We start from the raw sequence: 19,784 nt of genomic DNA on the forward strand, positions 1-19,784 counted from the left end.
CGCGCCGATCCGCAAGCTACCGTCGGAGAGGCGCTCGATGCGATCGAGCCCGGGCAGCCGCGTGACGTCGACGAGACGGCTCGGCCGGCTGACGCCGCCCTTCATCAGATCGAGCAGATTGGTGCCGGAGGCGAGATAGGTCGCGCCCTTCTCGCTGGCCGCCGCGATCGCATCCGCGACATTGGCCGGCCTGACATAATCGAAGTTCATCATGCGGAACGCCTCAGCTTGCTGGCAGTCATGTCGGCCTGTGCCTCGAGCACGGCTTCGGTGATCCCCTGATAGGCGCCGCAGCGGCAGAGATTGCCGCTCATGCATTCGCGCACCCGCTCCGGATCGTCGCCGGCCTGGCCCTCCCCAATCAGACCGATGCCGCTCATGATCTGGCCCGGGGTGCAGAAGCCGCACTGGAAGCCGTCATGGGCGATGAAGGCGGCCTGCACCGGATGCAGCTCGCCGCCGCGCCCGATGCCTTCGATGGTGACGATCTCGGCGCCGTCATGGCTGGCGGCGAGCGCGAGGCAGGAATTGATGCGGCGGCCGTCGACCAGGATGGTGCACGCGCCGCACTGGCCGCGGTCGCACCCCTTCTTGGTTCCGGTGAGGTCGAGCCGCTCGCGCAGCAGGTCGAGCAGGGTGACACGGGGGTCGTCGAGGGTGATTTCCCGGCGGACGCCGTTGATGGTGAGGCTGAGTGGAAGATTCATGCAGGGCTCCGATCCGTGTATGGTCGGGTTGAATCGAGGCAACAGAAACCCGTGGCCGCCGATGCATGATCGGCGCGCCTTGTCAGGCCCGGTGCTGGTCGCCATATACGGAGGCATCCTCCGTTTACAAGGGAGGGTGAAAAGAAAAAGGAATGGCCGGTTCATCACCAGAAATTGTCCGCAAGCCGCGCGCCGATGCCGTGCGCAATCGCGAGCGCGTGCTGGAAGCAGCCAAGGCCGTGTTCTCGGCCGGCGGCAGCGAGGCGAGCCTCGAGGCGGTGGCGCGCCATGCCGGCGTCGGCATCGGCACGCTGTATCGGCACTTCCCGACCCGCGAAGCGCTGTATGAGGCGGTCTACCGCCGCGAGGTCGAGCAGCTCGGCGATCTTGCCGAGCAATTGCAATGCGCGCCGGAGCCGGTCGCGGCGCTGCGTCGCTGGCTGCGCGCCAATGTGGAATTCGTCGCCACCAAGAAGGGCATGGTCGCAGCGCTCGCGCTGGTCGCGCATGGCTCGACCGAGCTGCACACCTATTCGTTCGATCGCCTGACCAAGGCGATCGGCACCCTGCTCGCGCGTGCGGTGGCGGCCGGCGCCATCCGCAGCGACATCAGCGCCGAGGACGTGCTGCGCGCGCTGATCGGCATGTGCTACATGCACGACCAGCCGGGCTGGCAGACAACAGCGCTCAGGCTCCTCGATGTGTTCGTCGACGGCTTGAGGGTGCAGCCGGCAGGCAAAGCGGCAGCGGCACTGCCGGCAAAGAAAGCGGGGCGAAAGGCGCGGCGCCAAGCATAGCTCGGACCAGCCGAAAGAGGCGCCCGGCAAATGTGCCAAAGTGCACAGACGAGCTGGCCGGCTTTCGGCTAGATCGCCGCATTGCCAAGTCCAAGCTCATATTTGCTCTATTGGATATTTGCGATCCAGCCCGGCCAGCGTGCCGGGCTTTTCGTTGATCGATCCTGGATAACGAAAGCCCCGCGCGATGCGGGGCTTTTGTGACTATCGCGGATTGGTTCGCGTTCCGCTGTTGTTGCCTGGAAGGTTCGACGTTCCGGTCCCGGTCGCGGAATTGCCATTCGGGTCGGTCGAATAATTCGGCGTCGAACTGCCCGGGTTGTTCATGTCGTTGCCGGTGGTGCTGCCGGGTGGATTGCTCATGCCCGAGCCCGTTCCCATGCCGGTGGTGCCGCCGGTGCCCGACGAGCCGGTGCCGGTTCCTGTGCCCGAACTTCCCGTCCCTGCGCCGGCGCTCGCGCCGCCTGCCGATCCGCCGCCGGCTCCGCCTGCTCCACCGCCCGCTCCTTGCGCGAAGGCGAGCGGCGTGGAGAGCACCATCGCCGCGGCCAAACTGATCGTAGCCAGCTTCTTCATGTGACGTCCTTTCCTGGTTCGAACCGGAGCAACGTGGTCCGCGAGGTGGTCGTTCCTAGGCGGAAGGACGCACGTTCAGCACAGCGCGAGGAACAAGATGCCGGCTGTCTTATTCAGCGGAAACAACGTTCCCCGGAGAGGTCCCAATGAAACACTTCAGATGCAGCACGAGATCACGGCCGAACTGGAAAGACGATCCGGCGTCAAGGACTGAAGCTGATCCGCCTGAAGGGCTACAGCCCAAGTTGGGATCTCGGCGGCACGCGCGAGACCGCGCTGGATGAGGCAAAGGAGAGAGAGCTTCGCGACACCGTGACGGCGATGCAGGACGAGTTCGACATCGCCTAAAGCATGATCCGGAAAGTGCGAAGCGGTTTTCCCTCGCGACAAACGCGGAACGCGTCTGCGCGGAGATCATGCTCAAACAAAGAGCTAAAGCGCGATGACGATTCGACCTCATCTCATCGCGCTTTTGGCCCGGTGCGCACGCAGCTTGCAGCAGGGAGGACATCGCCGGTGAAAGGCCATGACCCTCGCCTCTCGCCCGGCGAACCAGCCGCCGCGTGCCAGGCATTTGCATTCGTGCCGTTGCAGCCGGTCGCGTCTTTCACGCGAGCCGGTCATGATTTCGCTCGTTAACCGAAGCGGTGATCGTAGCGCTTGATCGACAGCTCCTTGGTGTCGATCTCGGGCTTCTTCCCGGAGAGCATGTCGGCCAGCACGCGGCCCGAGCCGCAGGCCATGGTCCAGCCGAGCGTGCCGTGGCCGGTGTTGAGATGCAGATTGGCAAAGCGCGTCGCGCCGATCACCGGCGGGCCGTCCGGCGTCATCGGGCGCAGGCCGCACCAGAACGTGGCCCTGGGAAGGTCGCCGCCGCGCGGGAACAGATCGGTCAGCGAATGATCCAGCGTCGCGCGCCGCGCGTCGTAGAGCTTTGTGGAGTAGCCTGAGATCTCCGCGGTGCCGCCGACGCGGATGCGATCGCCGAGCCGCGTGATCGCGACCTTGTAGCTCTCGTCCATCACGGTCGATTCCGGCGCGCCGGACGCGTCCTTGATCGGCACCGTGATGGAATAGCCCTTCACCGGATAGACCGGCAGCGAGATGCCGAGCGGTCGCACCAGATGCGGCGAGTAGCTGCCGAGCGCCAGCACATAGGCGTCGGCGGTCATCACGCCGGCGCTGGTCGCAACGCCGGTGATGCGGGACGCATCGGCGTTCAGCCCGTCGATGCCGACATTGAAGTTGAAGCGCACGCCGATCCTCTCGGCTTCCAGCGCCAAGGCCTGCGTGAACATGTGGCAGTCGCCGGTCTCGTCATGCGGCAGGCGCAGTCCACCGGCGAATTTCTGCTTCACGCCGGCGAGCGCCGGTTCGGCTTTGATGCAGCCCTCGCGGTCGAGCACCTCGAACGGCACGCCGTATTGCTTCAGCACCGCGATGTCGTCGCCGGTGCCATCGAGCTGCGATTGATAACGAAACAGCTGCAGCGTGCCCTGCGCGCGCTCGTCATAGCGGATGCCGATCTCGCTGCGCAGCGCCTGCAGGGAGTCGCGGCTGTATTCCGCGATCGGGATCATCCGGCTCTTGTTCACCGCGTAACGCTGCGTGGTGCAGTTGCGCAGCATCTTCAGCAGCCAGAGCCACATCACGGGATCGAGCTTGGGACGGATCACCAGCGGGCCATGCTTCATCAACAACCACTTCACCGCCTTGACCGGCACGCCGGGGCCGGCCCAGGGCGACGAATAGCCCGGCGACACTTCGCCGGCATTGGCGAAGGAGGTTTCGAGCGCGGGCTTCGGTTGACGGTCGATCACCGTCACCTCGTGGCCGGCACGCGCGAGGTAATAGGCCGAAGTGACGCCGATCACGCCACTGCCGAGAACAAGGACCTTCACTTTTCCTCACATCCTGCAGCAAAAACGCAATCGCCGCTGCGAAACCACTCTGCTTCGCAACGGCGACAGCAATTTGTAGAGCTAGCTAAAATCCAGCCAGCAATTATCAGGCCACACGCTTGATCGCGTCGCCGAGGATCGAGACGATGTCGTCGATATGCGACTTCTCCACGATCAGGGGCGGCGACAGCGCCAGCGAGTCGCCGCTCATGCGGAAGTAGAGGCCGCGATTGAAGCAATCGACCATGACGTCGTAGCCGCGCGCGCCGACAGCGCCGTCACGCGGCGCGAGCTCGACCGCACCCATCAGGCCCTGGTTGCGGATGTCGACGACATTCGGCAGGCCCTTCAGCGAATGCAGGCCATCGCGCCAGTAGTCGGAGAGCGAGGCACCACGAGTCAGGAGACCCTCGTCCTTGTAGATGTCGAGCGTGGCGAGACCCGCCGCGCACGCCACCGGATGCGCCGAGTAGGTGTAGCCGTGGAACAGCTCCATGGCGTTATCGGGGCCCACCATCAGCCCGTCATGGACCTGGCGGCTGGCGAACACCGCGCCGCACGGCACGGTGCCGTTGGTGATGCCCTTGGCGGTCGTCATCATGTCCGGCGTCACACCGTAAAAATTGGCGGCGAATGGAGTGCCGAGGCGGCCGAAGCCGGTGATGACCTCGTCGAAGATCAAGAGGATGCCGTGCTTGGTGCAGAGCTCGCGCAGCCGCTGCAGATAACCCTTCGGCGCCGGCAGCACCGCGGTCGAGCCCGGCACCGGCTCGACGATCACGGCCGCGATGGTGTCGGCGCCGTGCAGCGCGACCATCCGCTCGACATCGTCGGCGAGCTCGGCGCCATGGTCCGGCTGGTCCTTGGCGAAGGCGTTGCGGGCGAGATCATGGGTATGGCGGATATGGTCGACACCCGGCAGATGGGTCGCGAACTGGCGGCGGTTGGCGACCATGCCGCCGACCGACATGCCGCCGAAGCCGACGCCGTGATAGCCGCGCTCGCGGCCGATCAGGCGGGTGCGGGTCGGCTGGCCGGCGGCGCGGTGATAGGCCAGCGCGATCTTCAGCGCAGTGTCGACCGACTCAGAGCCCGAATTGGTGAAGAAGATCCGATCGAGCCCCTTCGGGGCGATCTCGGCGAGCCGCTCGGCGAAATCGAACGCCAGCGGGTGGCCCATGTTGAAGGACGGCGCGAAGTCCAGGGTGGAGAGCTGGCGCTCGACCGCGGCGGCGATCTGCGGCCGGCCGTGGCCGGCGTTGACGCACCACAGGCCAGCGGAGCCGTCGATCACCTGCCGGCCGTCGACCGAGGTGTAGTACATGCCCTTGGCGGAGGAGAACAGCCGCGGCGCTTTCTTGAACTGCCGATTGGCCGTGAAAGGCATCCAGAACGAATCGGTCTTGATGGTGTTCGGAATCTGATGAACGGTCACGGCGGCGCTCCATTGCTGACTGAGCCTAGTCGGACCACTCTTCCCGGCACTCAACAAGTCCTTTTCTGTCGCACCGCAAGCCATTGATCTTGTTGAAGCGGTCTGCGAAGATTTGTTCGATCCGCAACACCTGCAACAGGGATCTCGTCATGAGCGTCGACATCGGCGGTCGGCTCCGATTCATCCGCGCGCGGCACAAGCTGTCGCAGCGCGAGCTCGCCAAGCGCTCCGGGGTGACCAATTCGACGATTTCGCTGATCGAATCCAACCAGATGAACCCGTCGGTCGGTGCGCTGAAGCGTATCCTCGACGGGATTCCGATGGGGCTTGCCGAATTCTTCGCGATCGAGCCGGAGCGGCCGCGCAAGGCATTCTACCGCGCCGACGAGCTGACCGAGATCGGCAAGAAGCCGATCTCCTACCTCCAGATCGGCGACAGCCTGTTCGGACGGGCGTTGCAGATCCTGAAAGAGCGCTACGAACCCGGCAGCGACACCGGCCGGGTGCCGCTGGTGCACGAGGGCGAGGAAGGCGGCATCGTGGTGTCGGGCCGGCTCGAGGTCACGGTCGACGACGAGCGGCGGGTGCTCAATGCCGGCGACGCCTATTACTTCGAAAGCCGCCGCCCGCACCGCTTCCGCTGCATCGGCGCCAAGCCGTGCGAGGTGATTTCGGCCTGCACACCGCCGACGTTTTGAACCCGGCGCGCGCGGCGGGCGACCCAAGCCGCAGGGGCCATTTGTCGCGGCCTCGCAGGTGATGTCCATGCCTCGCTCCCCTCGGCTTGCGGCCGCTGTCGTGGCCATCTCGGTTCTTGCCTCCGCCCCATCGTTTGCGATGGACGATTTCTTGCGCGCGTCGAGCAGCGCGCCGACCGCGATCACACTCTGCGGCAACGGCAGCGATGACCGGATCAAGCCCGCCGATTGCAAGAAGGCCGGCATCGACAAGCTCGTCGCGCAGATCGACAAGGCCTTCGATGCGGCGCTCGGCAAGATGCCGCCAAACGTCAAGCCGCTGCTGAAGCGCGACCAGACCTGGTTCAACGAGATGATTACCGATGCCGCCGAAGTGCTGGCCGATACCGGCGAGGACGAGTTGAAAGCGAATTTTATCGAAGCCCTGCGGCGCCGCGCAACCGCGCTCGACGGCATCACGTCCGGCCGGCCCGGCCTATCCGGCACGTGGGTCAATGCGTTCGGCAGTGTCACGCTGACGCCGGCCGAAGGCGGCGCCTTTCACCTCGCCGCCGACCTGCGCGGCGACTATGGCGGCGACCGCAGGCGAAGCTGCAAGCTCACCGCCGATCTGAAGCCTTCGGGCGCCGGCTGGCTCTCCAGCCCCGTGGTGGTCGAAGCGGACGCACCGGCCGACAAGGCGAAGACGGACACAACGGCCGCTCCCGCCAAGCCGCCGTCATTGAAACTCCGCCGCCAGGGCGAGACCTTGCGTATCGTCGGGACCGTCGACGATGAGGATTGGGACGGGTTCAACGACTGCTCGTCGATGTGGCAAACCACCGGCAACTATTTCGCCGCTGGAAAGGACGCAACATCCGACAAGGCGGACACCGCCTTCATCGCGCCGACCTTCGACTGCACCAGGCCCGAGACGGCGACCGATGAGGAAATCTGCGCCGATCCCGATCTCGCCGACAACGACCAGCGGCTGAACCGCGCCTGGAAGGCGCTGCAGCCGCGGCTCGACGACGCGACGCGGCGCGCGCTGATCGACGACCAGCGCAACTGGGTGAAGAGCCAGACCGAGGAGTATCCGGAATTCCTGCATCCGGCCTGGAACAAGCAGTCATCGCAGGTGCACTTCACCGTCGATGCGCGCGATCACGTCAACGGCTTGCAGCGCGAACGGCTGGCACTGCTCGAAGGCTTTGACGACAAGCGCAGCGGCCTTGCCGGCGTCTGGCTCGCCTATAACGCCATCATCAAGGTCACCGCCGACAAGGACGGCGCCGTGAAGGCGATCGGATGGAAGTGGGACCAGGGCGACTGGAAGGCGGCCTGCGACTACGAGATGACCGGCAAGGTCACGGGCGGCACATTCCGCTCCGACGAGCGGCGCAAGAACCCGGATACGCTGGAGCGCGACCACGCCATGCTGATCGTCAACCGGCAGGACGATGCCTTTGCCAAGAAGCGCACCGGCAAGGACGGCACCGAGGACAGCGCCGACGAGGCGAAATGCAAGCGCCGGCTCGACAACTCCTCGACCGCACGGCTGTTTCCCGCCCGCCCCTCGCCCGACATCGACAAGTTCAAGGGCTCGATCCGCTGAAGAGTCGGATGGCGGTCTGTTGCGGTCACAAATTGCGCGTCTGCCTGTCGCCATAGGCGATCACGAAGGCGACCGTCCCGAACATCATGGTTACGGCAATGACGACGAGAATGGTATCGAGGGTCATGGCAGTCCTCCAAGGTTGACGAATCAAGGCTAGTGCGCCGGCCGGAAGGAACCTTGCGGCAGATCAATTTGCCGAGGAGATCGATTGTTGGTGAAACCATGCGATCGGCTTTCCCGTAAGCTCGGGCAGTCACCACGGAGCATCCGCATGCGCGCGATCGCCCTCATTGCCGCCATCCTGTTCGCCCTCGCCTCGCCTGCCACCGCCGACGATGACGTCGCCACAGCGCAAGGCGTGATCCGCGCCCAGGAGCAGGCGTTCGGCCGCGACGACGCCGCCGGCGCCTATTCCTACGCCGCGCCCGCGATCCGGCAGATCTTTCCGCAGGCAGACATCTTCATGTCGATGGTGCAGAGCCAATATGCGCCGGTCTATCGGCACCGAAGCTTCGAGTTCGGCGAGGTGCAGAGCGAGGGCGACCGGATCGCGCAGCGCGTGCACATCGTCGATGCCAATGGCGAGGCGTGGGAGGCGCTCTATACGCTGGAGCGACAGCCGGACGGCAGCCTGAAGATCACCGGCTGCTCGCTGCTCAAGGCCGGCCAGTCGGTGTGAACGATCGTTACGCCATTGCGAGCCGCTGCCGCGACCGCATCAGGAGCAGCAGGATGATGCTGACATTGAGCAGGTTCCAGGCGAGGCCATTGGCGAAGGCCGCGGCATAGGAACCGGTAGCGTCGAAGATCACGCCCGAGATCCAGCCGCCGAACGACATGCCGAACACCGAAGCGAAGATCACGATGCCGATCCGGGTCGCGGCCTCCGACGCCGGCATCGCCTCGCGCACGATGATGGCGTAGCTCGGCACGATGCCGCCCTGGAACAGGCCGAACATCGCCGAGATGACGTAGAGCGAGGTCAGGCTGTCGAAGAACAGATAGAACAGCAGCGCCGAGCCCTGCGCGATCGCGCCGATCAGCAGCGTGCGGATGCCGCCGATTCTGTCGGCGAGGAAACCGGAGCCGATCCGGCTGATGATGCCGAAGCCGAGCATCAGCGACAGCATCTCGGCGCCGCGCGCCACGCCGTAGCCGAGATCGCCGCAATAGGCGACGATGTGGACCTGCGGCATCGCCATCGCCACGCAGCACGAGATCGACGCGAGCGACAGGATCGCGGTCAGCGCGTTGGTTGAAAGCCTGAGGTCGACCCGCGGCGGTGCCGCGTTGACGTGGTTGCGCCTGACCGCGGCCCCCATCAACAAGCGCAGCAGCATGAGCGCAAGCGTCATCCCGAGCGCGGTGAAGATGCCGATCGCGATGTGGGTGGTGCGCCAGCCGACGCTCTGGATGCCGAAATTGACCAGCGGCGGCCACACCGTGCCGCCGACATAATTGCCGCTCGCAGCGATCGCGACCGCAAGGCCGCGGTAGCGCTCGAACCAGTGCGACGCTTCCGCCATCAGCGGGCCGAAGGTCGCAGCCGACGACAGGCCGATCGCGAAATGCAGCAGGATGAAGGCCCACACCGAGGGCGCATAACCGGCGCCGACATAGCCGAGGCCGAGAATGCCGATCCCGGCGCCGATCGCGGCGACGATGCCGAAGCGGTCGCTGATCTTGCCGGTCACGACCTGGCCGATGCCGAAGCCGAGCATCACCATCGTGAAGGCGAGCGAGGCCGTTCCGCGGGTTGCGCCGAAATCGGTCTGCACCACCGGCAGCGCCACCACGACGGACCACATGCCGACGCTGCCGAGCGAACCGATCACCACGGCCACGACAAGACGCAGCCATGCCCGGCGCGAGTCGGGAATGAACAATGCGGCTTCGGGGGAATATTCAGAAGAAATTACCACGGCACGCGGAACTTCGTCGGCATTTGCCTCAAGGTCAAGCGCGTTGCCGAGAGATTAGGCATGCAGCAGCAAGGGGACGCACCGAACTCACCGATGCGTGAAGCGCCTAATTGCCGTAGTTCGGATCCTGCGCCTGAAACGCGCCGCACTTCGCGCCAATGCCGAACCGCTGATCGAAATCCACGATGCCGCCACCGACCGGTATGCGGGTCGGCGGCAAGCCGCGCGTGTACTGGTCGACGGTGACGGACTTCTTGTCGGCGCTCATCGTCACATGCACCGGCTCGAGATCCTTGCCCTTGTTGAGCTCGGTCAGATCGAGCGTGTAGAAGCCGTCCGCTGTCTTGCCAGCAGCCATGCCGCCATGCGGCGCGAAGACGACGGATTGCGGCAGGTAGACCTCCATCAGGACGCCATTACCCTTGCAGGAGATCATACGGACCAGCCAGGTCCGGTCATCCGGCAGCGTTGCGGCTGATGCCCGCACCAGGAACAGCGCAATTGCGGCGGCAAATCCTGCTGTCGCGGTTCGACCTATCCGGTTCGACATCGATGCCTCTGGCTGCTGAGCGGCGTTACTGGCATTTCGTCGGAAACCGGGCTGCGAAAGTTCAATCCGCATTGTGCGCCGCAGGGATCGCAGCCCAACCGATCCGGGAATATCGGCCATCGAACCGCGATCCATGCTGACGAGAAATACTGCTACAATGCGAGCCGGTTCACACTGGCGGCTCGCCGTCCGGAGCTATCATTCCGCCGGATGGCGCGCAGCTCGCAGGGTAGTCGAATCGAAGCGCACACTGTCGGAGGATCGTCATGCATTCGTCGTCAGCAGAGTGGTTACCCGTTGCGTCAGCGCCGTCGGACCGGGAGCTCGAGGTCTGCGTCCTCGACTATGACGGCATGGTTCATGCGCTGATGTTCCCGTGCCACCGGGACGGCGGCGAATGGGTCGGCCATGCCAGCAGCAAGCCTCTCGACATCCAGCCGACGCATTGGCGCAAGTGGATGCAGTCCGCCAACTAGCGGCGGCCATGACCGGCCCGAGACGGCCAACGCCGATCTCGCGCCGGTCCATGGATTGAGCTAGGATTGCCGTGTGAGGTTCAAAGGTGGGCCAGGAGGCTCGTCATGGAATCACACGTGGTGCCTTTTGAAAATCGCTGGACCAACGGCAAGAATGCCTGGGAATGGCATTGCGAGCTCGAGCGGCTCGGCGTGCCGGTCGTTCGGACGATGTATTGCGAGCATGAGACCCACCGCCGCAACAAGTCGACAGTGGTGTTCGATATCCCTGCGGGCTTTGTGCACGACTGGCTGGCGTTCCACGACCGACGCGCCGCCCGGCGGCAACTGCTGTGGCGCGCCAGCGTCGTCACGCTCGGCCTCATCGCCGCATCGGGCGCCGTGCTCGGTGTGCTGAGATAGAGGCCACTGGCTCGCCCCCGCAACAGCCGGACGGTCCGCCCCGCCCCTTCCGGTCCGGATCCCCATGCCCGGACACCTGCGACGTCCCGCGCGGCCCTTGGACGGCACTTATTAACCCTTTGCTAACCATACACCCGGCAAGAATTGCCGAGTGAAGTCGAGTGTCGTCGAACGCGTCTAACGGGCGGAGATCCCCGTGAACGCCAGCGCGGTGCCTCACTTTCGGAACGGCGGCCCTGCGGCCGTCGCGCAGACGCTTGGCGGCCGCGGCCGCCAGTCGCGAGGGAGAGCGGCTACCATGGTCGACGTCACGGCGGGTCAGGGCACGGCAGGCAAGAGCGGATTGCCGAGCCTCGGCGAGATCGGCGACATCCTGAAGCGCGGCGATCTCGCGCTGGCACTCGGCGTTCTCACCATCCTGGTGGTGCTGATTCTGCCGCTGCCCTCGATCGTGCTCGACCTTTTCCTGGCGGTCTCGATCACGGTCTCGATCCTGATCCTGATGACCTCGCTGTTCATCCAGGCGCCGCTGGAATTCTCGTCGTTTCCGACCATCCTCTTGATCTCGACCATGCTGCGGCTGTCGCTGAACATGGCCTCGACCCGGCTGATCCTGAGCCATGGTCACGAGGGCACGGCGGCCGCCGGCCACGTCATCGAGGCCTTCGGCAACTTCGTGATGGGCGGCAACTTCGTGATCGGCATCATCGTGTTCGCGATCCTGGTGATCGTGAACTTCGTGGTCATCACCAAGGGTTCGGGCCGTATCGCCGAAGTCGCGGCGCGCTTCCAACTGGACTCGATGCCCGGCAAGCAGATGGCGATCGACGCCGATTTGTCGGCCGGCCTGATCGACGAGAAGGCTGCCAAGGAGCGCCGCAAGGCGCTGGAGGACGAAAGCGGGTTCTTCGGCGCCATGGACGGTGCCTCGAAATTCGTCCGCGGCGACGCCATCGCCGGCCTTCTGATCGTCGGCATCAACATCGTCGGCGGCATCATCATCGGCGTCGCCCAGCAGGGCCTCTCGTTCAGCGAAGCCGCCCGCTCCTATACTATTCTGACGGTCGGCGACGGCCTCGTCACCCAGGTGCCCGCGCTGATCGTCTCGACCGCCGCCGGCCTGCTCGTCTCCAAGGCCGGCATCACCGGCGCCGCCGACAAGGCGCTGATGCGCCAGCTCTCCGGCTATCCGCAGGCGCTCGGCATGTCGGCCGGCGTCATGCTGGTGCTGGCGCTGTTGCCGGGCATTCCGACGCTGCCGTTCCTCGCGCTCGGCTCCGGCGCCGGGATGCTGGCCTGGAATGCGCGGAAGCAGAAGCGGGCGGTGAAGGCAGCCGAAACAGCAGCAGCCTCTGCTCCTGCTGCAGCCGCGGCGGCCGCCGCTGCCGCCGCGGAAGAGCCGATCGCCGCCGCGCTGAAGATTGACGACCTCAAGATCGAGCTCGGCTACGCGTTGCTGCCGCTGGTCAACGGACCCGACGGCACCGACCGCCTCACCGAGCAGATCAAGGCGCTGCGCCGCTCGCTCGCGATCGAGATGGGCTTCGTGATGCCGGCGGTGCGCATCCTCGACAACGTCCAGCTCGAGGCCAACAGCTACGTCATCAAGATCAAGGAAGTCGACGCCGGCACCGGCAAGATCTGGCCGAGCCAGTTCATGGTCATGGACCCCGCCGGCAACCAGGTGCAGCTGCCCGGCATCCACACCATCGAGCCGACCTTCGGCCTGCCCGCGACGTGGGTCGATGCCGGCCTGAAGGAAGAGGCCGCGCTGAAGGGCTACACCGTGGTCGATGCTGCAACCGTGCTGTCGACCCATCTGACCGAGTTGCTCAAGACCAATATGGCTGACCTGCTGTCCTATGGCGAGGTGCAGAAGCTGCTGAAGGACCTGCCGAAGGAGCAAGGCGAGCTGATCAAAGACATCGTGCCGAGCCAGGTCACGATGTCGGGCATCCAGCGCGTGTTGCAATTGCTGCTCGCCGAGCGGATCTCGATCCGCGATCTCTCGACCATTCTCGAGGGCATCGCCGATGCGCTGGCGTTCTCGCGCAATCCGGCCGCCATGGTCGAACACGTCCGGGCCCGGCTGGCGCGGCAGATCTGCGCCCAGAACACCTCGCCCAACGGCTATCTGCCGCTGATCGCGCTGTCGGCGCGTTGGGAGCAGGCGTTCGCGGAGTCGATCGTAGGCCAGGGCGACGACCGCAGCCTGGCGATGCAGCCCTCGAAGCTCTCGGAATTCATGACCGCAGTGCGCAACGCCTTCGAGCAGGCGGCGCGCGAGGGCGAGGCCCCGGTGTTGGTGACCTCTGCCGCGATCCGGCCGTTCGTTCGCTCACTGGTGGAACGGTTCCGCTCGCAGACCACCGTTTTGTCGCAGGCCGAGATCCATCCGCGGGCCCGGTTGAAGACCGTCGGCAGCGTGTAGGGCTTGTGATTTGGACGCGCTTTCTTCCTGCGAAGCGGCGTCCGCTGCGCTCGAAAACGCGGTAGCGGCCGCAAATCATTTGCGTTTTCGCCTGTGCTTTCTCGCCACAGGCAACTGATTTATGTGGAACAGCCCGGAACGGCCCTATCTGGGGTAACATGATCCGGCCTCCAAGCAAGGCGCTGATATTACAATAAGTTACTGTGGATTTCAGGAGCCGAAGACGATCTTAGATCGCGGCGGATCACGTCTCATCACGCTCTTGTGATGACCTCTACGGAACGGAATCGGCAAATCCTACGTTAGCGAGGCACGAGACGTTGAACCGGACGACAAACCGACCCGACAGATTACTGAGAGCAGGAAGGCGGCAGGAGACTTCCATGAACCACTCGATCTACAGCGCCGATCGTATGACGCACCTGAAGATTGTGGTTGTGGCGTTGTTCGCCGGTATCCTGGTCGCGGGCTTCGGCATCGCGGCACACAATTCGTCGGACGAGGGTTACACCCAGACGGCGCGTGTGATGAAGGCCGGCAAGCCGGTCGCGATCACGAGCTCGGGCACGTCGCTGGTCCGCTAACAGGAGAGTTTCACGAATTCACGTGGTGTTCTTTACAGCCCCCCAAAGTCGCTACGTGGATATTTAAGACCCCCAACTACCCCCAAGTTGACTATCGAAAACGCCCGCTCCCCACGGGCGTTTTCTTTTTTTAATGGTACGCATCATCATTCGAGAGTGTGTTGATAGCTGAAGCGCGTTCTGATCGCTGTATCGGCACAAACATTTCAACTCGTCATGGCCGGGCTTGTCCCGGGCATCCACGTCTTCGTTTACGATCGCAAGCAAGACGTAGATGGCCGGGACAAGCCCGGCCATGACGGAGAGAGTGCGTTTGCGATTATCGCGGCGTGTTCGATCCAGGCGGCACGGTCTCGATCAGCTTGCCGGTGAAGATCGGCGCCGAGGTCGGCTGACCGTTCGGCGAACCGCCGGCCTGCTCGACGGTTACCGCGTAAGTGGCGCCATTGATCACATCGGGATCGTAGCCCGACAGCACCGGACGCGCGGTAAAATCGTCTGCGCCGATCACGCCAAGCGAGCGCGGCTGCGGCAGTTTGTCGGAAATCAGCCAGAGCTCGAAACTCTTGCCCGGCTCGGACGCAGCGCCGACCTTGCGGACAGTGAAATTCTTGGTCGCGCCGTCGATAGTCATGATGAAGGCCGGTCCGCCATTCTGCCCTTGCAGCAGCGCGACATATTGCGCCGACGGCGTGAATGCCGGCGCCGGCGTCTTCACCTCCACGGTCTGGATGCGCGGCTTCGGCCGGATCGCATCCGGCAACGCGTCGGGCTTGTAGACCTGCAGACCAAGCGTCACGAGCAGTGCAGCCGCGATCGCGGTCGCAGCCGACGCGATGCCGCGCCAGCGCTTCACGCGGCTCGCAAGCGCGATCATGTTGCTGCTGTCGTCGACGCCGAAACGTGCCTGGATGGGCGGCCGCCGGATCTCGGCCGGTTGGCCGATATCGGGTGACTGCCGGATCTCCGACGGCTGAGAAGGCTCCGGATCGAACGCCGAGCCGAACTCGGGATCGTCGGTCGTCGGCGGCGGTGTCATCGTCGCGGCCGGCGTCTCGGGCAGCACCAGCGGCGCTTGCGGCGCGCCGGCATGGCCGATCGCAGCCTTGATGTTCTCCCAGACCACCGGACGCGGCTCGACCAGGCCGACCATCTGGTTCAGCGTCCCGAGCCTGAACTCCCAGGCCTGCACGAGCGCAGCGAACTCGCTGTCGACGGTCATCATGGTCTCGACCTGCGTGCGCTCATCGGCATCGAGGGTACCGAGCGCATATTCCGCGGCGAGCGCGATATGGTCTTCGCTATAGGCCATCAATCAGAGTCCAAGACACTCCCGGATATCCAACAGGCTGCGGCGCAGCCAGGTCTTCACCGTATTCACCGGCGTCTCGAACTTTGCGGCAAGCTGCTCGCGGCTCCAGCCGTTGTAATAGGCGAGCAGCACGAGTTTCTGACGATCCGGCTCCAAACGACCGACGCACTCCAGCAATCGCTTCAACTCTTCCGTCATTTCCCGTCGCGCCAGCGGATCGGGCGAGTCGGCGGCGACTTCCATTGCAGCCGGCTCTTCTTCCAGCGAGGCCTCGCCTCGCTTGCGCACGACATCGATGGCGCGGTTGCGCGCGATCGACGCCATCCACGTGATCGGGGAAGACAGGGCTGGGTTGAACTGCCCGGCGCTGTTCCAGATCTTGACGTAAGCCTCCTGAATGACCTCCTCGGCAAGGTCCTGTCGCCGCAAGATACGGAGCACGACGCCGAAGAGTTTCGCGCGGGTCGCGGCGTACAGCCGCTCAAAGGCGGCCTCATCCCCCTTGGCGACGGCGGCGATCAGCCAGACCAGCTCAGCCGGCGTCAGCATTTTGCGCCCTCCAAGCCTGCATCCCCCATCGCTTCATTGCCACCGCGCTGCCGATCATCTGGTCTGGACCGGTGGTAGCATATTTTGGGACACCGCGATCCGCCAAGAGCCCGACAAGTGGCCGGCTTGTGGACAGCGCCCGACAAAAAGCCCGGGCGATCGGCCCGGGCTCTCAATCTGGTCAGCGGAGGGAGCGAGAGATCAGGCGATGACGCCGAGACGGGCCCGCATCAGGCCGATCGAATCCATGTCGGCTTGCTCGCGGGCGCTCTCCTCCGCGCGCTCGCGCGCCTGGTCGCGCTCGTCGAGCAGTTCGACCTTCTTCAGCTCCTCGAACGCCTCCGACAGCAGCGCCTTGGCATCGTCGAGCTGGGCGCGCAGTTCGTCGGCCGAGCGGGTCAGGTTCTCCCGGCGCTGGATCGCGGCCTTGGCGTAGGTGGGATAGGCGAAGTGCGAGGGATCGTTGATCCCGGCGCGCTCCTGCTCGGTCTGGATCTCGCGCTCGAGTTCGACGGACATGCGCTGGAAGTCGGCGATCATGCCTTCGATCTGGGTAACCCGACGGCGCTTTTCATCGACCTGAAATTTCTTCAGGCGGATCAGCGTTTCACGTGACTTCATCGACTCATACTCCCCAGAAGTCCCAAATCTGAACGCGGGACAGAACCGGCTCCCCGCTGGGCCCCGCCGGCATAGCTATGGTGTGCCGGGGATGATGGCCTGACAAAGTTAGCGTTCCGTTTCCAAACCCGACAGGATTTGAGACAGTTGCCGGTAACCGTCGCCAAGGCTGGTCGCCTCGTCCTTGGCCTGGCGCAGAAAGCTTTCCAGCGGTTCATGCAGCCGGATCGCCTCGTCGACCTCGGGGCTGGAACCCGGCCGGTAGGCGCCGAGCCGGATCAATTCCTCCATATCGGCATAGGTCGCCATCACCTGCCGCGCCTTGTTGATGAAGGGCAGGAAGTCGGGGTCGGCTGACTTCGGCATGGTGCGCGAGACCGACTTGAGGATATTGACCGCGGGATAGCGGCCGCGCTCGGCGATCGCCCGCTGCATCACGATATGGCCGTCGAGGATGCCGCGCACCGCGTCCGCGATCGGCTCATTATGATCGTCGCCGTCGACCAGCACCGTGAAGATCGCGGTGATGGTGCCATTGCCGGTGCCCGGCCCCGCCCGCTCCAAAAGCTTCGGCAATTCGGTGAACACCGTCGGCGTGTAGCCCTTGGCGGTCGGCGGCTCGCCCGCAGACAGGCCGATCTCGCGCTGCGCCATCGCAAAGCGTGTCACCGAGTCCATCAGGCACAGCACGTCCTGGTCCTCGTCGCGGAAATACTCGGCGATGGCGAGCGTCAGATACGCCGCCTGCCGCCGCATCAGCGCCGGCTCGTCTGAGGTCGCGACCACCACGACCGAGCGCGCCAGCCCCTCCTCGCCGAGATCCTCCTGGAGGAACTCCTGCACCTCGCGGCCACGTTCGCCGATCAGCCCGATCACCGAGATCGCGGCATCGACGTTGCGCGCCAGCATCGACAGCAGCACCGACTTGCCGACGCCGGAGCCGGCGAAGATGCCGAGCCGCTGGCCGCGGCAGCAGGTGAGGAAAGTATTAAGGCCGCGCACGCCGAGATCGAGCGGCGGACCGACCCGCTTGCGCGAATGCGCCGGCGGCGGCGAGTTGCGGTAGGACATCGGCGATGCGCCCTGCGGCAGCGGGCCCTTGCCGTCGATCGGTTCGCCCATCGCGTTGACGACGCGGCCGAGCCAGGCGGGTGACGGCCTCACTTGGCTCGCTGCGTTGGCGATGACGGCACGGCAACCGCGCCTGACACCCTCGAGCCCGCCGAACGGCATCACCACCGCGTTCTCGCCGGAGAAGCCGATCACCTCGGCGGGGATAAAGCGGCCTGCGCCGACGTCGATCACGATGCGGGCGCCGACCGACATCGCGTGAATGGGGCCCGCGATCTCCACCATCAGCCCGCGGACGCCGACCACACGGCCATAAATATTGACGCCGTCGATGTCGCCGATCTGCTCCGCGAGCGCCTTCATTGCGAAAACCTTAAGTTTCCGCAATTTTGCTCCGGCCGCTTAACTTCGTGTTTACCCGCATCATTAATCATTGCGTCACTGTCTTTGGTGACTGAGGTCGCTCGCCCATCAGAAGAAGGGCGAGTCGCGAGAGTCGGTTAGGCCCGGCTCTTAATGTGGAAACTGAACGAGCACGGTTAGGAAAAGCTTCTTCTACGCAATATCTTAGGGCGATTCGACAAAAATTGCACGGTTAGAGCTTGCGTCGAGGAATCAGTTTTTGTTAACCATATCTCGTCAGGATCCGAATCAGTTGTTCAAAGGCGTTTTGTGAGTGCCGCAAGTGCGGCCGACCTGACGCCCGGAGCGGCGACTATAGGGGACTGGCATGCGCGTTTTGCTGATTGAAGATGATAGCGCCGTCGCGCAGTCGATCGAATTGATGCTCAAATCCGAGAGTTTCAACGTCTATACGACGGACCTCGGTGAAGAAGGCGTCGATCTCGGCAAGCTTTACGACTACGACATCATCCTGCTCGACCTCAACCTGCCCGACATGTCCGGCTACGACGTGCTGAAGCAGCTCCGGGTTTCGAAGATCAAGACTCCCATTCTGATCCTCTCCGGCCTCGCCGGCATCGAGGACAAGGTCAAGGGTCTCGGCGTCGGCGCCGACGACTACATGACCAAGCCCTTCCACAAGGACGAGCTGGTTGCCCGCATCCACGCGATCGTGCGCCGCTCCAAGGGTCACGCCCAGTCGGTCATCCAGACCGGCGATCTCGTGGTCAATCTCGATACCAAGACGGTCGAGGTCGGCGGCCAGCGTGTGCACCTCACCGGCAAGGAATACCAGATGCTGGAGCTGCTCTCGCTCCGCAAGGGCACCACGCTCACCAAGGAAATGTTCCTCAATCATCTCTACGGCGGCATGGACGAGCCGGAGCTGAAGATCATCGACGTCTTCATCTGCAAGCTCCGCAAGAAGCTCGCCAACGCCTCCGAGGGCCGCAACTTCATCGAGACCGTGTGGGGCCGCGGCTACGTGCTGCGCGAGCCGCACGAGGCCGACGAACGCATTCCCGCCTGACCTTCGGGACGGAGAGAGCCAAGGCTCACTCCTCCCGATCCGGCTGACGACTTCAACCCCGCCGCAAATGGCGGGGTTTTTGTTTGGGATTGAACTCCCGCCCGGCATGCGCCGACCAACGGAACGTGCCATCCTCCGTCGCGCGAATCCCGACAAACTCCCGGACCGCCCCGACATGATCCTGCAATCCCTCGCCGGCCTGCCGGCGTTCCTGGTGTATTTCTGCACGGCGCTGATCGCCGTGGTCGCCTATCTGTTCGTCTATACGCGCGTCACGCCGCACGACGAATTCCAGCTGATCCGCGACAATGATCCGGCGGCGGCGATCGCGCTCGGCCTCAGCCTGCTCGGCTTCGTGCTGCCGGTGGTCAGCGCCATCGCCCACTCCGCCAATGTCATCGACTGCCTGATCTGGAGCATCATCGCGCTGATCGTGCAGATCATCGTCTATTACATCGTGAAGATCCCGGTGCCGAACCTGTCGGCGCGGATCGCCTCCGGCGAGATGGCGGCCGCGATCTGGCTCGGACTATCTTCGCTGGCGGCGGGCGCGCTGAACGCAGCCTGCATGATCTACTGAGCCATTGAGCCAAGCCATGGCGCGCAAACCGAACCCGGAATTCGGCAAACGGCGACCGGTCGTCCCGGCGGTGCCGCCGCGGCCGGATTCGCCGTCCAAGCGCTCCAACCATGTCGCGCTGCTTGTGATGGGCACGCTCGCGG

General features: G+C 64.6%; 21 protein-coding genes. 10 read left to right on the forward strand and 11 right to left on the reverse strand.

The features are described 5' to 3' along the window. Both H8A92_RS32530 and H8A92_RS32535 read right to left on the reverse strand, forming a co-directional pair. The coding region (locus H8A92_RS32530; RefSeq protein WP_229199493.1) for an FAD binding domain-containing protein at positions 1–213 on the reverse strand (213 nt) is incomplete at its 3' end. Beyond that, positions 210–707 (reverse strand): (2Fe-2S)-binding protein, encoded by a 498-nt coding sequence (locus tag H8A92_RS32535; RefSeq protein ID WP_229199494.1) that lies wholly within the window; start codon positions 705–707, stop codon positions 210–212. The genes H8A92_RS32535 and H8A92_RS32530, both read right to left, overlap by 4 nt. Positions 708–859: 152 nt before the next feature. On the opposite strand from H8A92_RS32535, the gene H8A92_RS32540 reads away from it, so the two are divergent. After that, the gene (locus H8A92_RS32540; RefSeq protein WP_229199495.1) at positions 860–1,504 is read left to right on the forward strand and encodes a TetR/AcrR family transcriptional regulator; all 645 of its coding nucleotides are present in this window, start codon (positions 860–862) and stop codon (positions 1,502–1,504) included. Between the two features lie 204 nt (positions 1,505–1,708). On the opposite strand, the gene H8A92_RS32545 is transcribed toward H8A92_RS32540, so the two are convergent. From H8A92_RS32545 to aptA, 3 genes are all read right to left on the reverse strand, one after another. Then, on the reverse strand, positions 1,709–2,080 hold the full coding sequence (locus tag H8A92_RS32545) for a hypothetical protein (RefSeq protein ID WP_229199496.1): 372 nt from the start codon (positions 2,078–2,080) through the stop codon (positions 1,709–1,711). A gap of 635 nt (positions 2,081–2,715) precedes the next feature. Beyond that, positions 2,716–3,981, reverse strand: a complete 1,266-nt coding sequence (locus H8A92_RS32550) for a D-amino acid dehydrogenase (RefSeq protein ID WP_229199497.1) — start codon at positions 3,979–3,981, stop codon at positions 2,716–2,718. A 106-nt stretch (positions 3,982–4,087) separates the two neighbouring features. Beyond that, positions 4,088–5,416 (reverse strand): omega-aminotransferase AptA, encoded by a 1,329-nt coding sequence (gene aptA / locus H8A92_RS32555; RefSeq protein ID WP_229187663.1) that lies wholly within the window; start codon positions 5,414–5,416, stop codon positions 4,088–4,090. A gap of 149 nt (positions 5,417–5,565) precedes the next feature. Between aptA and H8A92_RS32560 the strand changes: the two genes are divergently transcribed. The 3 genes from H8A92_RS32560 to H8A92_RS32570 all read left to right on the forward strand — a co-directional run bounded on the left by H8A92_RS32560 (position 5,566) and on the right by H8A92_RS32570 (position 8,390). Then, positions 5,566–6,114, forward strand: coding sequence for a cupin domain-containing protein (locus H8A92_RS32560; RefSeq protein ID WP_018273259.1), 549 nt, complete (start codon positions 5,566–5,568; stop codon positions 6,112–6,114). A 139-nt stretch (positions 6,115–6,253) separates the two neighbouring features. Further along, the gene (locus H8A92_RS32565) at positions 6,254–7,708 is read left to right on the forward strand and encodes a lysozyme inhibitor LprI family protein (protein WP_229199498.1); all 1,455 of its coding nucleotides are present in this window, start codon (positions 6,254–6,256) and stop codon (positions 7,706–7,708) included. Between the two features lie 274 nt (positions 7,709–7,982). Continuing rightward, positions 7,983–8,390 (forward strand): DUF4864 domain-containing protein, encoded by a 408-nt coding sequence (locus H8A92_RS32570; RefSeq protein WP_229199499.1) that lies wholly within the window; start codon positions 7,983–7,985, stop codon positions 8,388–8,390. 7 nt (positions 8,391–8,397) lie between these two features. On the opposite strand, the gene H8A92_RS32575 is transcribed toward H8A92_RS32570, so the two are convergent. Further along, positions 8,398–9,597: an MFS transporter gene (locus tag H8A92_RS32575; protein WP_229199500.1), complete on the reverse strand. Its 1,200-nt coding sequence runs from the start codon at positions 9,595–9,597 to the stop codon at positions 8,398–8,400. A 142-nt stretch (positions 9,598–9,739) separates the two neighbouring features. Then, positions 9,740–10,183, reverse strand: coding sequence for a hypothetical protein (locus H8A92_RS32580; protein ID WP_229199501.1), 444 nt, complete (start codon positions 10,181–10,183; stop codon positions 9,740–9,742). Positions 10,184–10,449: 266 nt separating this feature from the next. On the opposite strand from H8A92_RS32580, the gene H8A92_RS32585 reads away from it, so the two are divergent. The 4 genes from H8A92_RS32585 to H8A92_RS32600 all read left to right on the forward strand — a co-directional run bounded on the left by H8A92_RS32585 (position 10,450) and on the right by H8A92_RS32600 (position 14,076). Continuing rightward, positions 10,450–10,659: a hypothetical protein gene (locus tag H8A92_RS32585; RefSeq protein ID WP_163160755.1), complete on the forward strand. Its 210-nt coding sequence runs from the start codon at positions 10,450–10,452 to the stop codon at positions 10,657–10,659. Between the two features lie 105 nt (positions 10,660–10,764). Further along, positions 10,765–11,061 carry a hypothetical protein gene (locus H8A92_RS32590; RefSeq protein WP_163160756.1) on the forward strand — a complete coding sequence of 99 codons (297 nt, stop codon included), beginning with the start codon at positions 10,765–10,767 and terminating at the stop codon, positions 11,059–11,061. 298 nt (positions 11,062–11,359) lie between these two features. Next, entirely contained in the window at positions 11,360–13,492 is a 2,133-nt protein-coding gene (gene flhA / locus H8A92_RS32595; RefSeq protein WP_229199504.1) for a flagellar biosynthesis protein FlhA, read from the forward strand. 383 nt (positions 13,493–13,875) lie between these two features. Beyond that, a complete protein-coding gene (locus H8A92_RS32600; RefSeq protein ID WP_163160758.1) occupies positions 13,876–14,076 on the forward strand; it encodes a hypothetical protein in 201 nt (66 codons plus the stop codon). 319 nt (positions 14,077–14,395) lie between these two features. Here the strand turns inward: H8A92_RS32600 and H8A92_RS32605 are convergent, their stop codons facing one another. The 4 genes from H8A92_RS32605 to fliI all read right to left on the reverse strand — a co-directional run bounded on the left by H8A92_RS32605 (position 14,396) and on the right by fliI (position 17,992). Beyond that, positions 14,396–15,388 carry an anti-sigma factor gene (locus H8A92_RS32605; RefSeq protein WP_229199502.1) on the reverse strand — a complete coding sequence of 331 codons (993 nt, stop codon included), beginning with the start codon at positions 15,386–15,388 and terminating at the stop codon, positions 14,396–14,398. A 3-nt stretch (positions 15,389–15,391) separates the two neighbouring features. Then, on the reverse strand, positions 15,392–15,937 hold the full coding sequence (locus H8A92_RS32610; RefSeq protein WP_229188125.1) for a sigma-70 family RNA polymerase sigma factor: 546 nt from the start codon (positions 15,935–15,937) through the stop codon (positions 15,392–15,394). Between the two features lie 201 nt (positions 15,938–16,138). Then, the gene (fliJ, locus tag H8A92_RS32615) at positions 16,139–16,558 is read right to left on the reverse strand and encodes a flagellar export protein FliJ (RefSeq protein ID WP_021081901.1); all 420 of its coding nucleotides are present in this window, start codon (positions 16,556–16,558) and stop codon (positions 16,139–16,141) included. A gap of 108 nt (positions 16,559–16,666) precedes the next feature. Continuing rightward, positions 16,667–17,992 (reverse strand): flagellar protein export ATPase FliI, encoded by a 1,326-nt coding sequence (fliI, locus tag H8A92_RS32620; RefSeq protein WP_229199503.1) that lies wholly within the window; start codon positions 17,990–17,992, stop codon positions 16,667–16,669. Between the two features lie 367 nt (positions 17,993–18,359). On the opposite strand from fliI, the gene ctrA reads away from it, so the two are divergent. After that, positions 18,360–19,061: a response regulator transcription factor CtrA gene (ctrA, locus tag H8A92_RS32625; RefSeq protein WP_016848562.1), complete on the forward strand. Its 702-nt coding sequence runs from the start codon at positions 18,360–18,362 to the stop codon at positions 19,059–19,061. A gap of 175 nt (positions 19,062–19,236) precedes the next feature. After that, positions 19,237–19,641, forward strand: coding sequence for a DUF350 domain-containing protein (locus tag H8A92_RS32630; RefSeq protein ID WP_021081906.1), 405 nt, complete (start codon positions 19,237–19,239; stop codon positions 19,639–19,641). Positions 19,642–19,784: the final 143 nt, after the last annotated feature.

Origin of the sequence: Bradyrhizobium acaciae (assembly GCF_020889785.1) — a bacterium.
Taxonomy (GTDB): Bacteria; Pseudomonadota; Alphaproteobacteria; order Rhizobiales; family Xanthobacteraceae; genus Bradyrhizobium; species Bradyrhizobium acaciae.

What these genes read in the sequence shown, in the direction of transcription:
- H8A92_RS32535 (WP_229199494.1), bottom strand. Translation starts at nt 707, where the DNA reads ATGAATCTTCCACTCAGCCTCACCATCAACGGCGTCCGCCGGGAAATC.
- H8A92_RS32540 (WP_229199495.1), top strand. Translation starts at nt 860, where the DNA reads ATGGCCGGTTCATCACCAGAAATTGTCCGCAAGCCGCGCGCCGATGCC.
- H8A92_RS32545 (WP_229199496.1), bottom strand. Translation starts at nt 2,080, where the DNA reads ATGAAGAAGCTGGCTACGATCAGTTTGGCCGCGGCGATGGTGCTCTCC.
- H8A92_RS32560 (WP_018273259.1), top strand. Translation starts at nt 5,566, where the DNA reads ATGAGCGTCGACATCGGCGGTCGGCTCCGATTCATCCGCGCGCGGCAC.
- H8A92_RS32565 (WP_229199498.1), top strand. Translation starts at nt 6,254, where the DNA reads ATGGACGATTTCTTGCGCGCGTCGAGCAGCGCGCCGACCGCGATCACA.
- H8A92_RS32570 (WP_229199499.1), top strand. Translation starts at nt 7,983, where the DNA reads ATGCGCGCGATCGCCCTCATTGCCGCCATCCTGTTCGCCCTCGCCTCG.
- H8A92_RS32580 (WP_229199501.1), bottom strand. Translation starts at nt 10,183, where the DNA reads ATGTCGAACCGGATAGGTCGAACCGCGACAGCAGGATTTGCCGCCGCA.
- H8A92_RS32585 (WP_163160755.1), top strand. Translation starts at nt 10,450, where the DNA reads ATGCATTCGTCGTCAGCAGAGTGGTTACCCGTTGCGTCAGCGCCGTCG.
- H8A92_RS32590 (WP_163160756.1), top strand. Translation starts at nt 10,765, where the DNA reads ATGGAATCACACGTGGTGCCTTTTGAAAATCGCTGGACCAACGGCAAG.
- flhA (WP_229199504.1), top strand. Translation starts at nt 11,360, where the DNA reads ATGGTCGACGTCACGGCGGGTCAGGGCACGGCAGGCAAGAGCGGATTG.
- H8A92_RS32600 (WP_163160758.1), top strand. Translation starts at nt 13,876, where the DNA reads ATGAACCACTCGATCTACAGCGCCGATCGTATGACGCACCTGAAGATT.
- H8A92_RS32605 (WP_229199502.1), bottom strand. Translation starts at nt 15,388, where the DNA reads ATGGCCTATAGCGAAGACCATATCGCGCTCGCCGCGGAATATGCGCTC.
- H8A92_RS32610 (WP_229188125.1), bottom strand. Translation starts at nt 15,937, where the DNA reads ATGCTGACGCCGGCTGAGCTGGTCTGGCTGATCGCCGCCGTCGCCAAG.
- fliJ (WP_021081901.1), bottom strand. Translation starts at nt 16,558, where the DNA reads ATGAAGTCACGTGAAACGCTGATCCGCCTGAAGAAATTTCAGGTCGAT.
- fliI (WP_229199503.1), bottom strand. Translation starts at nt 17,992, where the DNA reads ATGAAGGCGCTCGCGGAGCAGATCGGCGACATCGACGGCGTCAATATT.
- ctrA (WP_016848562.1), top strand. Translation starts at nt 18,360, where the DNA reads ATGCGCGTTTTGCTGATTGAAGATGATAGCGCCGTCGCGCAGTCGATC.
- H8A92_RS32630 (WP_021081906.1), top strand. Translation starts at nt 19,237, where the DNA reads ATGATCCTGCAATCCCTCGCCGGCCTGCCGGCGTTCCTGGTGTATTTC.